An 18792-nucleotide genomic window follows, 5' to 3' on the forward strand; every position below is an offset into this window, starting at 1 on the left:
TTAAGGGCGTGTCGCCTACGATCAGAAGTTTCGTCTGGCGCGATGGTTTCGTCAAGCGGCGCTTCCCCCGTGGAGTACTGCCTGTAAAAGCGGGACGCGCCGGAGATAACCAAGTCATTGCCGACGGGCTTTTTTTATGGCTTCGAGTACCTGATCGACCGTGTAGGCATCGCTGTTGAGAATCTCGCGGCCGTCCGGAGTCACGACTACTAATGCTGGAATCATCACCCGACCGACCGCATTAAGCTTTTCATTCCCAGCTCGATTCGGCGCAGTCAGATCGACCTTCATAGGCACAATACCCGGCTGTTGAAGTGCTGCCACGACTTCGTCGCGGTACAGCACAGTGTGTTCGAGAAACTTGCAGTTAGCACACCATTCGGCGGTAAAGTCGAGTAAAACCGCGTTGCCTTCGGCCTGTGCTTGCGCCAGACGCTCGGGGGTGTAGTAGATCCAATTGATCGGCCCCTGATCAGCGAGACGTTTTGCGCCAACCAATCCGGCTGCACACATCACTAAGCCAAGAGATACGAACACCGCCCGGAAGATCGGACGACGCGATAAGCAAACCGTGCGATACGCAAGCCAAAGACCCGCAGCGGCGACGACGACCCCAACCGCCCACCAGAACAACCGCGACGGCGGATCAACAGGTGATGCGAGCAGCCCGCTGATGCCGCTGCCGACGAAATACACTCCGGCAGCCAGCATGAGCAGCCCCATGATCTGTTTGATGAGTTCACTGGCCGGCCCGGTACGCGGCATGCGGTCCACAAGCGAGGGGAAAGCGGAGAGGATCATGTAGGGCAAAGCCATGCCTACGCCGATCGTTGCGAAGATTAACAATACGACGCTTGGTGGCTGTTTTATCGACCACGCAGCAGCTCCTCCCATGAACGGTGCCGTGCACGGGGTTGAGAGGATGGCTGTCATCACCCCAAACAGCAGCGATCCGGTAAGACTTTCACGCTTCGGCGTAATCAAATAGACGAACTGAGGCAGGCGAATCGAGAAGAGACCGCACATACCAATCGACATGAGCGTGATGATCAGACCGATGGTGATGGTGAACCATGGATGTTGAAAGAGTTCGTTAGAAGATGAAAGCCCCCACGTCGGCTTGGTGCCCCATTGCTCAATCGCCTTGGATGTGCCGGCTACGATCCCCGCGAGTACCAGCCAGAAAAGAACCACGCCAAACGACATCACTGCGCCAAGAAGCAATGTCCGCGAACGGCTCTCGGCGGCCTTACTCAACCCCATGATTTTGATTGGAATCACCGGCAATACACAGGGAGTAAAATTAAGCAGCAGCCCACCCAAGCCAGCCAATCCGAGTAATGCGGCGAATCCCCAACCGGTTGACGCGCTTACACGAACTTCCCAGCCGAAAAAGTCGAGCTTCACCTCCTGTGGCTGAGTTCCGGTAGCTTGATGAAAATCGCGGAATATCTCCACCTCGTCGGCTGAGGCGGTGCTGGCTTCTCGTGTCACGTCAATAGCTACTGAAATTTCCTGTTTGACGGGAAAGAGACAATTCGTTTCGTTACAGGCCTGGTAATTGAGCTTTAACTTCACCCGATGCACGCCCAGCGTGATGTCCGGAGAAACTTTGACCGGCACATAAATCTTGACGTGGCCGGCCAGTGCCTGAATATTCCTCGGAGTACCACCAAACCGCACCTCAACTGATTGCGCTTCGGGGAACTGCGACGTACCCAGTGTCAAGCCAGAAGGGACCTCCAGCACCGACAGCGTGGTGGGGATGAGATTAGGCTCAGGTGGTTCTCCGGCTGGGTTTATGTGGAACGGCGGGTCAATATCAAGCACTACGGCTATCACGGCGTCGTCGCCGGGGCGCACTTTCCCGTTGCTGGTCACATAGGTCTTGACCTGAACCACTTCTTTTTTTTGTGGTGTGGCGAAATCTTCAAGCTGACCTCGCGCGGGCAACGTGCCGCAAAAGGCCATCAGACACGCGCCGAGAATCAGGATATGACGGATAGCGATCATTGCTCATCATCCTACGCAGAAGCCGGATAGAAGATCGTATGAATGCTCGACCCGTCCTCCTCGCTTTCCCGTAAATCCTCATCTCAACGCGGATGTAACCCCTGTATTGAAGCCTAATCCATGACTCGCCCGATAACAGACGCATTGCTCTGCTCGCTTTCCCGGCGAATAACTGATCCATGGCTGAAGTCCTCAACCAATCTGAAGTCGATGCTCTGCTGGCCGCAGTGGATAACGGCGATATCGCATCAACTGCGGATGCAACCAAGGTTTTCTCCAACAAGAAGCGTGCGACTGGTACCGGGACTACTCCGGTTCGTGAAATTGAAATCCGGCCATACGACTTCAAACGTCCCGAACGTGTCAGCAAAGATCAGATGCGGGCATTGGAAAATCTCCACGAAGGGTTCAGCCGAAATTTCGGCGCAGCCCTTTCAGGATTTCTCCGCACGATCATGGAGGTCAAGGTCGCCAACATCGAACAGATGACCTTCAGCGAGTTCACCCATTCGTTACCTAATCCGACCTGCTTTAATCTGCTGTCAGCGGAACCGCTCGAAGGCAATATGTGCCTCGAAATCAGCCCGTTGATTATCTACCCCGTTATTGACCGCTTGCTGGGCGGGTCCAACGCGGACCTGTTCATCCCGCAGCGACCTCTCACCGCCATTGAATTACGACTCGTGCAAAAGATTCTCGACCGTGCTTTGCGGGCACTGGAGGAATCATGGTCGAATATCCTTCCGCTGAAGTTCAAGGCTCAGGAGTCGGAGAGCAATCCGCAACTCGTACAAATCGTGCCGCCTAATGAAGTCGTGGTCGTTGTCGGATTCGAATTAAAAATGGGTGGCCGCGCAGGCACGATGAGTCTTTGCATCCCTTATAACGTCATCGAGCCGGTCATAGAGAAGTTGAGCAATCAAAGTTGGGCAGCGTACAAACGCAGCCGCCGTGATAATCAACTGCGTAATCGGATCGCCACCCAGCTTGACGATGCTCGGCTTACCGTAACCGGCATCCTGGCAAATACCACGATTAAACTCAGCGACTTAATGAGCCTGTCGGTGGGTGATCTGATCGTCACGGAAAAGTCGGCATCAGCCCCATTAGTCATGATGATCGAGGGAAAAAAGAAGCACATCGGCCACATCGGCCAATTCAAAGGGAACCGTGCTTTTAAGGTTTTACGGCCTTACACGCTCAAGGATCGTGTGTAACATCAATCCGACTCGACGGTTCCCCCGTCAGATTACCCCACCATTCCAAATCGCTGGACGCAGATGTTCATTTTTCCTCAAAATTGACGCTTGACCTGTCCAGTTTAGACCTGAACAATGCAGGCATGAAACAGGAGCCAGCCGTGATTGATCAAGCAGCCGAAGCCCGTCTGAAGGAAAAAAAAGTTCTGATTGTTGATGATGACCCGGAAGTGCTGGAGAGCATCAATCAGGCTCTACAGGTCGAGGGAGCATTGACGCAGACATGCTCTGACGGCAATACGGCTGTCCGCATCTGTGAAGTCGATCCGCCTGAACTGGTCGTGCTGGACATGATGCTACCCAAACGGAGCGGCTTCCTCGTCTTGGAACGCATCAAGAGACTGCCGCAGGCACCTCGCGTCATCATGGTCACCGCCAACGAAGGCAAACGACACCAGCAGTACGCTGAAACACTCGGCGTCGATGGCTATCTTCTCAAACCCGTACGCCTCGAACGACTCATCACGCTCGCTGCTGAGTTGCTCGAAACAAAGTAACCTTTCCGCATGGCTGAATATCGCGCTAAGCCCGGCCAGGAAGATCGTCATGGCGAAATGACCGGAGCCATCACGATCAACATGATGATCTGTATGCCTCTGGTCATGTTGTGGGCGATCGTAATTGGACCGTTGCTGGATGTCAGCAGTACCGTTCATCTAGGGGTCGCCATCGCACTGGCTGTCATCCTTCCTGTTGTTTGTCTTCTGCCCAGCCGGTGGATTTGGGCGCATGTCAGCGATTTCATGGACCGCTCGCAACACTGACTGCGGCAACTCATCTCGACTCCGCCTGGCGCGCTGATTTCTATGGTACGCCAATCAACTTCTGCTACGATCCCGCGATACCAGCGGGAGGTCTTGGCATGGCTTTAATTCGGATTCACGGAAACGATCGCACCCTTAAATTCGCTGCCAGTGAACTAGCGCGATACCTCAAAAAAGCCACAGGGAAATCGCTACGGAGATCACACAGCGATGACAAGGCGACCTTCACAATCGGGCTTGCAGCGGATCTTGGTATCAAGACTCCCAAACTAAGTTCTCCTCCGGGTGATGACTGGATAACGATCCGCCCCACCGCTACCGGCTATGTGCTGGCCGGCTCCAATCCACGCAGCGTGCTTTTCGCGGTTTATCGTTACCTGCGTGAGATGGGTATCCGCTGGATCAGACCCGGTTCACGCGGCGAGATGATCCCCCGTTTGCGCTCGCCTCTTAAAAAGGGAATCCGCGTCTCCGAAGCACCGTCTTACCGCTATCGCACCATCTGCATCGAGGGAGCTTGCTCGTTTGAACACGTTCGGGATTTGATCGACTGGATGGCCAAGCATGGAATGAATGGTTACTTCATCCAGTTCCACTACGGCATGTATTTCTTCCGGCGATGGTATGAACACCGCGAAAACAAGTACCTCAAGCCTGAACCGCTCGACGATCGCATAGTTGATACACGAGTAACGCAGCTGGTGGATGAGATTCAGAAACGCGGTATGAGCTTTGAGCGAATGGGGCATGGATGGACCTGCGCTGCACTAGGGATCTCCGGCGAAGGCGGCTGGGATAAAAATGAGCAGGAACCGATTCCTCAAGACAAGGTTGACTGGCTTGCAGAGGTCAACGAAAAACGAGAACTCTGGGGCGGTATCGCGCTGAACACTAACCTCAACTACGGCAACCCCGCGGTCCGCGCAGCCATGACCGATGCGATTGTGGACTATGCCGGGAAACACGCGGAGGTAAACCTTCTGCACTTCTGGCTGGCGGACGGGATGAATAATCACGATGAGCGGCCGGAAAGCCAAGCTGCCCGTCCATCTGACTTTTTCGTGGACATGCTCAATGAATTGGATCGCAAGCTCACTGCTGCGGGTCTGACGACGCGCATTGTCTTTCTGGTTTATGTCGATCTGCTCTGGCCGCCCGAACGGGCGAAGATCGAACATCAGGGGCGGTTTGTTCTGATGTTCGCACCGATTACGCGATCGTATCTCACATCATTCATGGATGCGGTTGAAACCGACGAAATGCCGCAACCCTACGTCCGAAACAAATTGGAAATGCCCAAGAGTCCATCAGTCAATCTCCACTACCTGAGGCAATGGCAGGAGATGTTCAGAGGTGACGGGTTTGACTTCGACTATCACGCCATCTGGGCCTGCTACTACGACCCAAGCATGATCACCATTTCCAAGGTGCTGCATAAAGATATCCAGGGGCTCGGCAGTATCGGCCTGCACGGGTTAAACAGCGTGCAGAACCAGCGTATGTCGTTCCCGCATAACTTACTCATGGATGTGATGGCTCAGACCCTTTGGAATAAAAAGCGAAAGTTCAGCGATATCGTCACGGAATCCTTCAACGATGCTTTCGGCAGAGACGGAGCAAAAATTGCCGCAGCACTCACAAAAATCGCAGATTACTGGAAGCCCTTCTATGAAGCGGTTTACATTCCTGCTGCGGATGAAAAACGTATCGCTAAAGGTAAAGCCAATCTTCCGAAAATTGAGTCAGTCGTCGCCGACCTGCGTCAACTTGTCCGACGAAATCGCGTGCAGACGTCCGGGGCACGACTCTGGTCATGGAAGTATCTGAATCATTACCTGAAATTACTCGACCTCCTCCTGCCGATGCTGGAGGCCTATCTCCACGGGCGCTCCGATACGAGACAGCATCTGAACAAAGCCCTGGATTACTTGTGTCGAAATGAAAAAACTCTGCACCCGGTTCTCGATGTCTATATGTTCATCGTGGTTTGGCGATGGCGGGCCAACGAGCTGGAAGCGTACCTGAAACAAAAATCGGATAAACAAAAGTAGTCGATCATCGCGACGGTGCGACTTCTTACCGACAACCCGCCACACCGATACAAAACAAAGCTGGTAGCGCAATAAAAAACCGCTGGTCAGTGAGAGCACCAACCAGCGGCATCGAGTTTGAAATTAAATTGGCTCGTTACTTCTTTGCGGCCGCGTAGAGTTCGCCTGCCTTCGTCCAATTCACAACATCCCACCACGCAGCCAGATAGTCAGGGCGGCGATTCTGATATTTCAAGTAGTACGCGTGCTCCCACACATCGACGCCAAGCACCGGCTTGCCGGAAATCCCCGCCACGCCTTCACCCATGATGGGATTGTCCTGATTGGCTGTCGAACCCACCGCCAGCTTGCCGTTCTTGACATAAAGCCAAGCCCAACCTGATCCGAAACGAGTCGCGCCAGCCTTTTGAAAATCTTCCTTGAACTTGGCGAACCCGCCAAGCTCGTTCTTGATAGCATCGGCCAGTGGTCCGCTCGGCTCACCGCCGCCACCTTTGCCCTTCGGAGCCATGAGTTGCCAGAAAAGAGAGTGGTTGTAGTGGCCGCCACCGTTATTCCGCACTGCTCCGCGGATATCGTCCGGCACAGCTGTCAGGTTACCAATCAGATCCTCAATGCTCTTGCTTTCCAGGTTGCCCTTTCCGGCGATGGCGTTGTTCAAGTTGGTGACATAGGCATTGTGATGCTTGCCGTGGTGAATCTGCATCGTCTGAGTGTCGATCACCGGCTCAAGTGCCTCAAAAGCATACGGGAGATTCGGAAGTGCAAAGGACATAAAAGTCTCCTAAAAAAATGAAAGTGACATACCGCGAGGACCGAAGCCCATCGACCACACGACCGCGCGTGACTGGTTCCCCAGAGTCCCCTTCTGGCTGACATTTACAGCCAGAACATTGCATGCTATGGGTCTCTCAACACAGGGTCAAACTCTCTACATAAAACTTCACACACGCACGATCGCCTCACACGCGGCCCAATACGCCAATTCATCCGTTGAAAATCAATTTCTGAGAAAATGGACTTTTTATGCACTTTGTCGGGTAAATACCTTGCAAGAAACGATTGGCGAGGTACGTTCTATAGTGCAGATGAGACTCGGTTTTGATTTCTGTGTAGCAAAACTCAGGTAGAAACCGATATGAATTACAGAGGATTTTTACACTCAACCATTGATAAATAATACACTTATGTGTATTTACATGGAATGACATCGGTTAGTTATTGAGATTTTTAGTCTTTTTGGAATTGTTCTAAAAATATTGGAACCAAACAGGGCGTTGATGAGTAGAGTCGTATAAGAGGATTATGTGGCAGGCTGATGCCTGCGAGTCAAACCCACCAAGTAAGAGGGGGAACAAGTTTTCAAAAGTCGTGCGATGAATCGGATTCTCACGCACGCCAGCCAGGAACGCTGAACAACCGAGAAAAGGAGGTCTTCCATGCCCGCTTCTCTCAATCATCCACTCTCTCCGCTGGCTCAGTCGCGACGTCAACACGTCGTCGCCATCGACGATACCCAGCGACAACTGAGCGATCGTGATCAAATGACGCTCAAGCGGATCCTGACGAACAAGTGCGACTTTGTGCCGAATCCCTTGTTCACCAAGCCCAAGGCTCAACGTGCCATTTTTGACGAGGCTCCGGCTATTCGCCGTCCTGATACGAGCTGGTATCACCCGGTCATGGAGAATGCGGTTGACTCTCGTTCCGTTAATCATTCGGGGAACGTGTTGCTGACCGCAGCCGAAGAGCGCGCTCTCTTTCTCCAGTTCAACTATTGCCGTTTCAAAGTTGCCGAGCTTCGCAAACAGATCGGGGACGGTCCTGCTACTACCGATCTGGCGCGACAGATTCTCGACTGGTACGCAAAGGCGGAAGCCTATCGCGATCAGATCGCACAAACCAATCTCGCCTTGGTGCTGGCCATGGCCAAGCGCACCCGGATGAGTGAGGTGGACTTCAGCGACCTTGTGAGTGAAGGCAACATGGCTCTGCTTCGCGCAGTGGACAAGTTCGATGCAGCCCGTGGGTTTAAGTTTTCGACCTACGCCTGCCGAGCGATCCTCAAGGCCTTCAGCCGTGCAGGTGTGAAGCACAGCAAGTACCGTTCGATCTTCCCGACCGACTTCGATCCCAAGCTCGAAAAGAGTGATTACATGGAAAAGAAGCGGGAAGGCCACGAGGACGATTGCGTGGACGAAATCCGCCAGATCATCAAGGACAACCGAGCTGAGTTATCCGACATCGAGCAGGAAGTGATCGTCCATCGCTTCGCGCTGGGTCGCAAACCCGTCACCAGCGATGCGTCGCCGTTAACACTTGAACAGGTCGGAAAAATCATCGGCGTCACGAAAGAGCGGGTTCGCCAGATCCAGAATAAGGCTCTTGAAAAAATCCGCCTCTCTCTGGAAGGTGATTTCCTCGGCTGAATCCAGACAACTTCATAACAATCCCAAAAACCCTCGCACCAACGAGCGAGGGTTTTTTATTCGCAGTACGATCACACATCATTTACCGCTATTATGACAGGATGGACCATCGAACATCCACCCTTCAAGGGCAACACAACGGAAACCTTCTCATGCCCTGCAAACTCATATCGCTGGCACTGGCAGGACTCATCACCGCAACCGTCTTTGGCGGTGAATTTGAACAACTCGCACAAAAAGCACACGACTACCGGGGTGTGCAACCTGTAAAGGCTGAGCCGAACGGCCAACTCGTCGCGGAGGCTGAGGAGTTTCAGCCCCTTCCCGCAACCGATGCAAATACCCCGGCGTGGAAAGCCGGTAACTGGGGGGAGAACTATTACGCCGCAACCTTTGCCAATACCTTTCTGAGCCGTAAAGCGTTTCTCAGCGCACCCGCACATCTCAACTCCCCCGTATCTGCTTCGATCAACGTCGAGATTCCCAAAGCCGGCCGATATCTCGTACTCGTCCGTTATGAAGCGGCCTATCGCTTTGAAACACAATTCAAAGTAAAGGTCGAACAACATGGCTCGGTAAAACTCGATCGCCTCTACGGTGCTCGTGATAACACCAAAATCTGGGCATTTCGTGGCGGCGGAATCGGTGCCGTTCCCAACCAGGGCAATCTTCAGAAAGAAATTGCCTGGGGTTGGGGTGCTGTTGAAAACATGGTGTGGGAAGGCCACAATGCCGGCGTCGATCTTGCGCCTGGCCCCGCCACCATTACGCTGATTGCGGACAAGCAACCTGATCCCGCCGCCAAGCGTAACGTTGATCTCGTCCTTCTGACTACCGACGAGGCTGACGTAAAAGAACGCATCGCCAAAGAAAACTATCTGCCTCTGGACGGCCTGCTCACGCAGGCGGGCGACGTGTTCATGCGTGTCACCAACAAAGGAACCGAAGCGATCACAATCAGTGCTGCGAATGGCACCGAGCATTCCCCCTACTGGGTCCATAAACGGAATTGGAAGCCCATCTCAGCCAATGTCGCCCCAGCTGCGACTACAGACTGGATGGATGTAGGCGGCCTGCTTGATTCACTGAATGACGGCGACTGGGTCGTAAAGTCGAACGCCAAAAACCAACCGTGGACCGCAGAGTTTGCGGTCAAGAATGCCGCGGGGAATCTCCATACGATCGCCAGTTTCGAGGTTACCGGAGATAAACTTCACCTCGCTTACGATGCCAATACCCGCTATTCACAGCGTATTCGTGACTTCGACAGCGTACTGTACGACCTGCTTCATTACCTCAAAACGCAGCTCAATCCCGGCCCGCCGCTCCAGCGGACGCTCCTCTACGGCTACACGTTCTCACCTCAAGCTGACAACCCTAAATACAACGCAGCCCTCGATGAGTTCATCAAGATGTACAGCCTGCAGGTGAGGTTGGATGGCGGGAAAAAGTGGAACAACCTGCCCGCTGGGTACATCGACGTTCGATCACTCGATGACGCCAAACTGGAAGAAGCGCTCAAAAAAATCGTGGCGGAAGGAAATGCGGACAACTATCGTGTCGTCAGCTTTGGTGACGAGATCGGTCTGGCAAGCCCCAAAGAAGGCGCGGATGATTTATTTCGCGCCTGGGCGAAATCGAAAAAACTTCAGCCCGCAGACATCAATCCAACCGCGGGAACGGATTGGGCCAACGTAAAGTACGATCCCGCGAAGACATCAGCGCAGAAAAATCCGCATACCTATTACTACTCGCGGCTCTTTCTGCATCAATACGGAATCGACCAGCTCAAACGACACACAGAACTAGTCCAGCGTTACCTCCCCTTCGCGCAGCCAGGCGCGAACTTCACGCCTCATGCCGGCGCACCGTACCTGGGTGAAACATACCAGTGGATCACACTCTTCCGTCAAGGCGGTATGGTGCTGCCCTGGTCAGAGGACTACACCTGGCAGGTGCCTATCGGCAGTCCGCAGGTGACGATGAATCTGCTCGACCTGGCACGGGCTGGCAACCGCTATCACCCGGAGCGAGAAATTCTTTTCTATGTGATGCCTCACTGGCCGGGGAATACGCCCAATAGCTGGAGACGTAACTTTTACGGCGCAGTCGGTCACGGTGCGACGATCCTCAATCTCTTTGAGTTCCGACCTGTGCAGGCGGCGTACACGGAGAATCACACTTCGCTGCCCGAGATGTATCAGGAGGTACGCAAGAGCCTTGCTGAATTGGCGCGTTTTGAAGATATCGTGCAGGATGGCCACGTCGTTACGGGACCGGGTGAGGCCGCACTCTGGTATTCCGAAGCAGGTGATGCATGGGACAACCACCGCTCGCCGTTCGGCGCGGAGAAACGATCGCTCTATCTCGCCATCCGTCACCAGCAGGTCGGCCTCGACATAGTTGACGAAGATGATGCGCTGCGCGGAACTCTGAAAAACTATAAAGCCCTCTACATCACGGACCAGAATGTCAGCCGGACCGCAACAAACGCCATCGTTGATTGGGTCAAAGACGGCGGACATCTTTTCGTGACGGCTGGAGGTGCAATGTTGGATGAGTTCAACGAGCCTAATTCCGCGATGCAGCAGTTGCTGGGAATCAAGCAGCAGGATCTGAAACTCGCTCCGGAGCCGGTGATCCGACTGGAAAAACAGGACCTGCCTTTCGCGGTACCGATGGATTCGGTGAAGCTGGGATCAACAGATCAAAGCGCGGTTATTCCCGCATTTGGCGCGGTAAGCCGAATCTCGCCAATCCGCGGAGACGTTGCAATAATCGCTGTTTTTCCCGATGGCACTCCCGCTCTGACCCGCGTTTCAGTAGGCAAAGGGGAGGCGAATTATTGTGCATTTCTGCCGGGTCTGAGCTATCTCAAGCCAGGCATTCCCAAACGCCCGGTGGACCGTGGAGCCACGGACGAAGCGATGGCACATCTGCTGCCGACGCAGTTCGATGCAGGAGCTAACGCCGTCATACACACTGCGGTAGCGAAAATTGCACCCGTGGTGAAAACTTCGAGTCCTACCGCTGAAGCGATCATGATCGAATCACCCGAAGGCACGGCAATCGTCATCGTTAACTGGTCCAACATGCCAGTCAATGGCTTGCGCGTCTTCTTGACCAAAAACGTTACCGGCACACATGCAACACTCGCTTCCGGCAGAAAGGTTGAAAGCAGCGTCATCGCGGATGAGCGTTCAGGTGCCAGTACCAGAGTTTTCACACTCGACGTGGACCAGGCTGACGCCATTATTCTTCGTAAATGAGGACCTGCGCTTCGTTGCGCAATTTGGTGACTGTGCTATCAAGGGCAGGACGCTTCGACGGGTTTAAATCCCCGCTCCCCCGCCGAACTCCTGAGCGAGAACGTCATCTTTCCCGACCGGCCGGCCGGCAAAGACCGCAGCCAGTGATGCCTTATCCATCATTCCCGCAGCATGCTCGCGCACCTCACGCATAACACGGCGAAACCGTGTCGAGGCTTCCGGTGCCTTAGTGCTCTTGGTCTTTTTTTTCCGCCCGCGTGACTTGGGTTCTTCTTCATGGCTGGCGGTACCCTCGAAGTAACGAACGATTTCACCCATCATGATTTTTTCCGGATTCCGCGCCAGCTCATACCCGCCATGTTTACCCGCGATACTTTTAACCCAACCCTTGCCCTTTAGCTCCAGCATGATGTGTTCGAGAAAAGCCTTGGGAATCGAATTACGTTCAGCCAGTGCCCGGATGGAAACCGGGCCTCGACCATAGTGCTCAACGAGCGAGAAAAGCACGCGAAACGCATAGTCGGATTTCATCGACAGCTTCATCAGTAACCAATATACGACTAAATCGGTCGCAGTGCGGATACCGCTGTGCGTCGATCAATTTTTGAGTGGGTGTGCCCAGAAATTCCTGTAACAACAGGAACACTTGAGCAGTATCGAGTCATGCACACGGATTTTGATGCGGTTACCAGACGACCTTCCGTGAATCGAATACCGGCCCGTCGGTGCAGGCGAGTTTAAAGCGCCAGGGGCGGTTTTCAGGCGAAGGTGTAAACGCCTGTGGGTGTTTGGAATCTTCGATTTTCACAACGCAGGATTGACAGGTGCTCATCCCGCAAGCCATCGCCTGCTCCAGACAAACCTGGCAATCGACGCCGACCTTCGCAGCCAGCTTCGCCACTGCGTGCATCATCGGTTCGGGACCGCAGACGAAGATGACCGTAGCCCGGATCTCCGCGGGAGAGAGGCGAGAAAGTGTGCGCTCAAGGCCGAGGGTAATACGACCTTTCAACCCAATTGATCCATCATCAGTCGTGATCACCGTGCGGTAACCGACCCGTGAAAACTCGTAAGCTGAGAGTGTCGGATTGCCGGTCGTATCGCAAGGCTCGCTGCCCTCGCGGAATGAAACCGCCAACAGGTCGTGGGAAAGTGCCCCGACAAAGGCTGTTGCGCTCCAGCCCTCAGTCTGTAATTTTTCCGCCAGATAAAACATAGGCGGCAGACCGACACCGCCGCCGACCAACAAACCGTTGGTCTTGCCTTCTGGTAACACGAAGTAGTTACCCAGCGGGCCGATAAAATCGACCGGATCACCGGATTTCAACGCAGCAAGCCAGGAAGTCCCGACACCGACGACTCGATGAACCACCTCAACCCATGAACCTTGCGCATCATCGCCACGTCCAGCCAAGCTGAACGGCCGCCGGAGCAGCGCCGTCGGTCCACAAAGCTCAGGCTGGCACAGTCTGGGGGGACGTTCTGCTGACCATTCGACCTCACCGCCAGTTAAATCGGGTAACTGCTCCAACCGAGGAGGACGGCAACCCAGCTGGATAAACTGGCCGGGGCGTGTGGGTGGAAACGCCACATTGCCGCCAGTTTTGGAAATCCGAAGCCTCAAGCGGAAATGCTCGCGGCAAACCGGCTGATTGAACTCGACGACAGCATCAAATCGGCCACGGCTGCCGGGCACTGGGAATGGTTGCGGTGAAATAGTCTGGCTCGCTAACATCGGTGGAAGTATAACGGAGTCACTGGCTGGATCGTCACCCGAACTCACCTCAAAGGACACACAACGAACGGGCCTTCCTCAGCGACCCATGAACTGCTCCTCACCCCTATCACCGCCTCGAATCACAACCACGGTTCTGCGCGCCACCGCACTGCCCTTTCGCGTTCTATTCGCTGGGCTGGCTGAACTTTTTCCGCAGCATCGCGATGTCGAACTGCAACTCGCTGCTGCCAAGGGTTGGCAGCCGGATTGCCCAGATGCCTATTGCTCACGTTGTGGCGCGACCTGCTCGCCGCAGGCTGTCACGGAGCGAGGTTGCCCGTTTTGTGTGAACAAACCGATCGCATGGGATCGCGTCGTCAGGCTCAGTGCATACGTAGAGCCGATGGACAGGTGGATTCGTCTTATGAAGTTCAGCCAGGAATGGACGTGGGCTGACTGGGCTGGTCTCTCCCTGGCTGAGGCCATTGGCGAAGTCCATTCGACCCGCACCGCAGTCGTTCCCGTGCCCATGCACCTCTATCGACGGATGCATCGTGGCTATAACCAGTCGGAAATCATCGCAGGCACGCTGGCAAAGGCTCGCGGCTGGCCGATGGCCTCGCTTTTGCGCCGAGTGAAACACACCAAACCACAAACCAGAGTTGCTCCCTCATCGCGTGCTGACAATATCCGTGGGTCTTTCACCGTGCGCAACATCGACCTGTCCGGCTGGAATCTCTGGCTTGTGGATGATGTCAAGACATCAGGTGCCACCGCGCGGATCTGTACCCGACTTCTAAAAAAGGCTGGTGCCCGGAGCGTCAGTCTCGCGGTCATGGCGGTAGGTGACCCCAAAGGCACCGACTTTCAACGGAAATAAAAATCCCCGGCTTATACTGCGAAAAGGCAGCGGTGACGCCCTTCACCAATGAGCAATCAATTGCCCACTGCGCAGACACGCTTTACCACTCCACCTTGACTTTTTTGCCGCATTTACGGCTTTCAACCGCGGCGAGAACCATGGCCAGACTTTTAATATTGTCCTCGCAGTGGGTCTGCGGCCTGGAACCCGTTCGGACACACTCGACAAACTCACGGATCAATCCGGTATGTCCTAAGTGCTCGACCGTGACATTCGGAATTTCCACATCACTCATCTCGCTGTGAAATCCGTGTTTGCCGCCCTCTTTAATCGCTGATGCCTTGATCCCTGCCTCACCATCCCAGAGCAGCGTGCCTCGCCGACCAACGACGCGCCAGGAACTGTTCCAACTCGTCGGCTGGCCTTCCGAGCACCACGAGCCGCGGTATGAAAAAACGATCGGTTCACCACGCGGCCCTTTCATCTCGAAAATTACCACAGCCGAGGCGTCACCCCGGTACCACGAGCGCGATGCATTGAATGAGTGGCAATAGACAGACACCGGATCGGCTTCGGCGATGTAACGTGCCGCATCAAAAGTATGGATCGCCATGTCAACGATCAGCGGGTCATCCATCGCATCACGGAATCCGCCGAAGTGCGCGCCGATGAAAAAATCCGCATGAACTTCCTCAACCGCACCGATCGCATCGCTGCGCAGCGTTCGTGCGACACGCTGAATATTCGGCTCGTAGCGGCGATTCTGGATGACCGCATATATCCGACCAGACGCACGAGCGGTGGCGACCATTCTGCAAGCCTTTTCCAACGAATCGGATAGCGGCTTTTCCCCCAGCACATGGACGCCGGCATGCAACGCCTCGATTGTGACTGACTCGTGCGCAGCAGGAATCGTGACATCAAACACAACATCAGGTTTTGCAGCCTTCAGCGCATCCGCAAGTGAATTGAAGACGACTGAAGGTTCCAGATGATATTTTTCCGCATACTTTTCAGCCGCACTGCGATTCAAGTCCGTCAGGCCGACGATTTTCAAGCCCGGAGTTTTCGCGGCGGATTCCATCCAGGTCTGAGCCATTCCGCCGCAACCAACGAGAACCGCTTTGATTTCCTGAGTAGGCATGATTTTCGAGCGGGCGAAAGCTGCCCATTCTCCATGTATTTCGAGTCGCCATCACCTCAGGCACGCAACTCCGCACCAAGCGTGGCTTTCAATCTTTCCACCACTGCGCCGACCTGCGGATCCACCTGCTCATGACGAAGCGTCGCGGTCGGATCGCGGAAAAACATTCGCAGACTCACGCTTTTTTTGCCCGCCGGTATTGGCTTGCCGCGATATGTCACGAGGAACCGCAAATCCTCCAACAAGGCCGGCTGCGCTGCGATGACTTCCCTGCTGACTTGTTCCCATGTAACCGCTTCGTCTAGGACGATCGATATATCCCGCTCGATACCGGGAAATCGCGTCAGCGATGACACCTGATGTTTGGGCGGATACGACGCCAGGAGCAGGTCGAGTTCTAATTCTGCAGCAACGAGCGGCGTCTGCAGGTCAAAAAGTTTCTGCGTCGCAGAGGAGATCGCTCCCATGACACCGATGACCTGATCCCCCACGCACACTTCAGCCGCCGAAGTAAACACCGTACTTGTAGTTGGTTTGCAGGTCATACCCATCGACCCGCCAAGCGATGAAACCAGCTCTTCGATCGTGCCGCGTAAATCACGAACCGCCTGCTGCGCATCCGCTGCGTCGGCAAGCAGCCCCAGCCGACGACGCTCAATGGTTTTCCGGCCGCTCTTTGACCAGACACTGGCGGTCTCAAAGATCCGCACGTGTGTGTTACCCACGTCCTGATTCGACTTTCGGCAGGACAAGAGACTGGGTAACAGTGACGGACGGAGCATGGGATCGTTCTTTCGCCGCTCGTCTTCGATCAACAGCGGCTGTTCACCACTGGCTGCGAACGACTCACCCAACCTGGGCGCAATGAAGCTGAAATTAATCGTCTCGTGGTAGCCGTGCGCGACGAGAACATCACCAAGCACCCGTCTTGCTCGGATAGCGGGTTGCACCGGCCGTGCGACAATCTCAATCTTCTGTCGCACCGGAACATCATCCAGCCCGTGCAGCCTTGCGAGTTCTTCGATGAGATCAATTTCACGGGCAAGATCGAGACGAAAACTCGGCACAACGCACGCAATCGTCTGCTGAGCAGCGTCCAGACGAGGAGCCAGGCCGAGTGTAGCCAGCAGATCAACCATCTGGCTGGCATCGAGGTTTAGCCCGGTAATTTCACGTGCTCTGGAAACACGCATCGATACAGTCCGAGCAGGCGGCAAGTCTGAACCGACGCGAATGATTCCTCGTGCTGCTTCTCCGCCTGCAAGCTCAAGGATCAGAGCAGCCGCCCACCTGCTCGCTTCCTCCACGCCATGCGGATCGATGCCGCGCTCAAAGCGATAACTCGAATCACTCGCCAGCTTCAGCGCACGACTTGCACGACGCACAGCCAACGGATCGAAGATCGCTGATTCGAGCAGGATCTCGGTCGTGCTCGATGTTACTTCGCTGTTGACTCCTCCCATGACACCCGCCAGTGCGACAGGTTTATCTGCGTCTGCGATGACAAGCATCTGATCGGTGAGCTTATGCTTCGTGCCGTCTATCGCATCGAACTGCTCAGCATTTCGAGCTGTACGAATCACAATTTTTCTGCCCGCCAGCCGGGACAAATCGAAAGCATGCAGCGGCTGCCCGGACGCAAAAAGCACGTAGTTCGTGATATCAACGACATTATTTACGCTGCGTTGGCCAATTGTCTCGAGTCGTTTGACCAACCAGGCAGGGCTTGGCCCAATCTTGATGCCGCGAATCACACGGGCGGTGTAAAGCGGACAGAGGTCGAAGCGATCATTGGCCACGCTGGTTATGGATTCGACCGCGGCAACAGACTTCTCCAGCAGTGCAATATCCGGAAGTTTCAGTGCGCGACCAGAACCAGCCGCGACTTCACGAGCTACACCGACGTGTGACAGGCAATCCGCGCGATTGCTCGTCACCTCCACATCGAGCATCTCATCACCATCGGATCGCTTCTCGCGTGTCTCAATGGGTAAACCCTGCGCGGTTAAGCGTCGCTCGACCTCATCAGCCGAGACGTGCGGATCGAGATACTCGTTAAGCCATGCGAGACTGACCTTCATAGGCTGTAGAGATTAGCAGGAAATTTGAGATCGATGCGAACAGGTTAAACTCTTGCCATGAGCAAGGTGCTATTGACGTACTGCCTTTTTGGATTACTCGCGCTCGTATCCGGTTGTGTCGAGCCGCATCGTGATCCGGCACTGGCGAAGATCGAGATGCCCGCCGACTTCGGTCTTGAGCTGACCGTACATGGCAAGCTAGATACTGCGGACCCCATGCTTCAGCCTGCGCGGTATGTGCTCGAACCCAACCGTCGGTTGCGGGCACTGGTGGGAGAGCTTGCGGAAACGCGGTCCTTCCCACGGATCGTGCGGATGCTGACCCCAGCCGACTACGAGGCGATCTACCATCTGATCGATGAGGCGCATCTATTCGTCGAACCGACGAGTCCCGGTGCGGAGCTACTCAAAGCCGGCAAGCCAGCGGATTCACCGACTCTTTATCAAGTACGTATCCACGCCAAAGGTAAGGCTCACCATTACGCGACTACTCCAGTGGAGTCACCACCAACGATACAACTGCACGCCCGCCTCGCGGAGTTAGCCGTCGGACCAGGTTCCATTCGTCCCCCCACCTCGCGCCCGGCGGAAACCCAGACATCGAATGAGGAAAAATAATGAGCACGACACCAATCATCACGCTTCAACCTTATCGCCAGTTGCTCTCCAGGACGGCGATAACAGGGCATCACAAGCTGAAAACCGTCTTTCTTCCTGCGACGTTATTCGTGCTGCTCTTGCAGATGCTCGTCGGCTGCGCCTCGCAAAGCGCAGGTCCTGCCGATTCCAAAGGACGCCGCCTCGATCTTGAATTTAAAACTCAGATGACTGACCATCGGTACACCTATTTTGAGATTAAGCGAGGCACGCTCAAGTACGGCGGGGGGCGCGACGGAGCACAGATGGAGGCAGCCCCGGTTTTACAGCTATCCACCGAACAACTCGACGCGATCTGGGCGATCATCGACCGCTATGATTTGATGAACGCAAAGGGTTCTTTCTTGGGTAAGGGAGAAACCGCCACCTACGATCTGACGCTCAACGACGGCCGAATGTTGTCTCACGCAATCCACGCAACCGACGACAAGGTACCGGGGTTAAAAGAGTTACATCAACTGCTATTTGATTACCAGGCAACTGTGCGGTATCGAATTCCTGAACTCGAAACGCATAATAAATCGTGACCTGCTTGGCATTTGCTGC

At 54.7% G+C, this 18792-nt stretch carries 15 protein-coding genes; 9 read left to right on the forward strand and 6 right to left on the reverse strand.

Annotated elements, in window-relative coordinates; all coding sequences use genetic code 11:
• Positions 1-114 precede the first annotated feature (114 nt).
• Entirely contained in the window at positions 115-2013 is a 1899-nt protein-coding gene (locus IT444_03775) for a thioredoxin family protein (protein MCC7191882.1), read from the reverse strand.
• Positions 2014-2192: 179 nt separating this feature from the next.
• On the opposite strand from IT444_03775, the gene fliM reads away from it, so the two are divergent.
• The 4 genes from fliM (at position 2193) to IT444_03795 (ending at position 6087) form a co-directional block, all read left to right on the forward strand.
• Positions 2193-3230, forward strand: coding sequence for a flagellar motor switch protein FliM (gene fliM / locus IT444_03780; GenBank protein MCC7191883.1), 1038 nt, complete (start codon positions 2193-2195; stop codon positions 3228-3230).
• Positions 3231-3373: 143 nt separating this feature from the next.
• Entirely contained in the window at positions 3374-3769 is a 396-nt protein-coding gene (locus IT444_03785; protein MCC7191884.1) for a response regulator, read from the forward strand.
• 9 nt (positions 3770-3778) lie between these two features.
• Complete coding sequence (locus tag IT444_03790) at positions 3779-4036, forward strand: hypothetical protein (protein ID MCC7191885.1); 258 nt, start codon at positions 3779-3781, stop codon at positions 4034-4036.
• A gap of 98 nt (positions 4037-4134) precedes the next feature.
• On the forward strand, positions 4135-6087 hold the full coding sequence (locus tag IT444_03795) for a hypothetical protein (GenBank protein ID MCC7191886.1): 1953 nt from the start codon (positions 4135-4137) through the stop codon (positions 6085-6087).
• Positions 6088-6223: 136 nt separating this feature from the next.
• Here the strand turns inward: IT444_03795 and IT444_03800 are convergent, their stop codons facing one another.
• The gene (locus IT444_03800; GenBank protein ID MCC7191887.1) at positions 6224-6862 is read right to left on the reverse strand and encodes a superoxide dismutase; all 639 of its coding nucleotides are present in this window, start codon (positions 6860-6862) and stop codon (positions 6224-6226) included.
• Between the two features lie 664 nt (positions 6863-7526).
• On the opposite strand from IT444_03800, the gene IT444_03805 reads away from it, so the two are divergent.
• Both IT444_03805 and IT444_03810 read left to right on the forward strand, forming a co-directional pair.
• Positions 7527-8516 carry a sigma-70 family RNA polymerase sigma factor gene (locus IT444_03805; protein ID MCC7191888.1) on the forward strand — a complete coding sequence of 330 codons (990 nt, stop codon included), beginning with the start codon at positions 7527-7529 and terminating at the stop codon, positions 8514-8516.
• Between the two features lie 152 nt (positions 8517-8668).
• Complete coding sequence (locus tag IT444_03810) at positions 8669-11785, forward strand: hypothetical protein (GenBank protein ID MCC7191889.1); 3117 nt, start codon at positions 8669-8671, stop codon at positions 11783-11785.
• A gap of 63 nt (positions 11786-11848) precedes the next feature.
• On the opposite strand, the gene IT444_03815 is transcribed toward IT444_03810, so the two are convergent.
• Together IT444_03815 and IT444_03820 are read right to left on the reverse strand one after the other, a co-directional pair.
• On the reverse strand, positions 11849-12316 hold the full coding sequence (locus IT444_03815) for an Rrf2 family transcriptional regulator (GenBank protein ID MCC7191890.1): 468 nt from the start codon (positions 12314-12316) through the stop codon (positions 11849-11851).
• A gap of 154 nt (positions 12317-12470) precedes the next feature.
• The gene (locus tag IT444_03820; GenBank protein MCC7191891.1) at positions 12471-13199 is read right to left on the reverse strand and encodes a hypothetical protein; all 729 of its coding nucleotides are present in this window, start codon (positions 13197-13199) and stop codon (positions 12471-12473) included.
• 409 nt (positions 13200-13608) lie between these two features.
• Between IT444_03820 and IT444_03825 the strand changes: the two genes are divergently transcribed.
• Positions 13609-14382: a ComF family protein gene (locus tag IT444_03825; protein ID MCC7191892.1), complete on the forward strand. Its 774-nt coding sequence runs from the start codon at positions 13609-13611 to the stop codon at positions 14380-14382.
• An 82-nt stretch (positions 14383-14464) separates the two neighbouring features.
• Here IT444_03825 and IT444_03830 read toward each other — a convergent pair whose 3' ends face one another.
• Together IT444_03830 and pheT are read right to left on the reverse strand one after the other, a co-directional pair.
• A complete protein-coding gene (locus IT444_03830) occupies positions 14465-15508 on the reverse strand; it encodes a Gfo/Idh/MocA family oxidoreductase (protein MCC7191893.1) in 1044 nt (347 codons plus the stop codon).
• Between the two features lie 56 nt (positions 15509-15564).
• Positions 15565-17589: a phenylalanine--tRNA ligase subunit beta gene (gene pheT, locus IT444_03835; protein MCC7191894.1), complete on the reverse strand. Its 2025-nt coding sequence runs from the start codon at positions 17587-17589 to the stop codon at positions 15565-15567.
• Between the two features lie 57 nt (positions 17590-17646).
• Here pheT and IT444_03840 point away from each other — a divergent pair, with 57 nt between their 5' ends.
• Both IT444_03840 and IT444_03845 read left to right on the forward strand, forming a co-directional pair.
• Positions 17647-18207 (forward strand): hypothetical protein, encoded by a 561-nt coding sequence (locus tag IT444_03840; GenBank protein MCC7191895.1) that lies wholly within the window; start codon positions 17647-17649, stop codon positions 18205-18207.
• The gene (locus tag IT444_03845) at positions 18207-18773 is read left to right on the forward strand and encodes a hypothetical protein (GenBank protein MCC7191896.1); all 567 of its coding nucleotides are present in this window, start codon (positions 18207-18209) and stop codon (positions 18771-18773) included. Before IT444_03840 ends, IT444_03845 begins: the two co-directional genes overlap by 1 nt.
• Positions 18774-18792: the final 19 nt, after the last annotated feature.

Source organism: Phycisphaeraceae bacterium, from assembly GCA_020851465.1.
In the GTDB taxonomy this organism is placed as follows: domain Bacteria; phylum Planctomycetota; class Phycisphaerae; order Phycisphaerales; family Phycisphaeraceae; genus JADZCR01.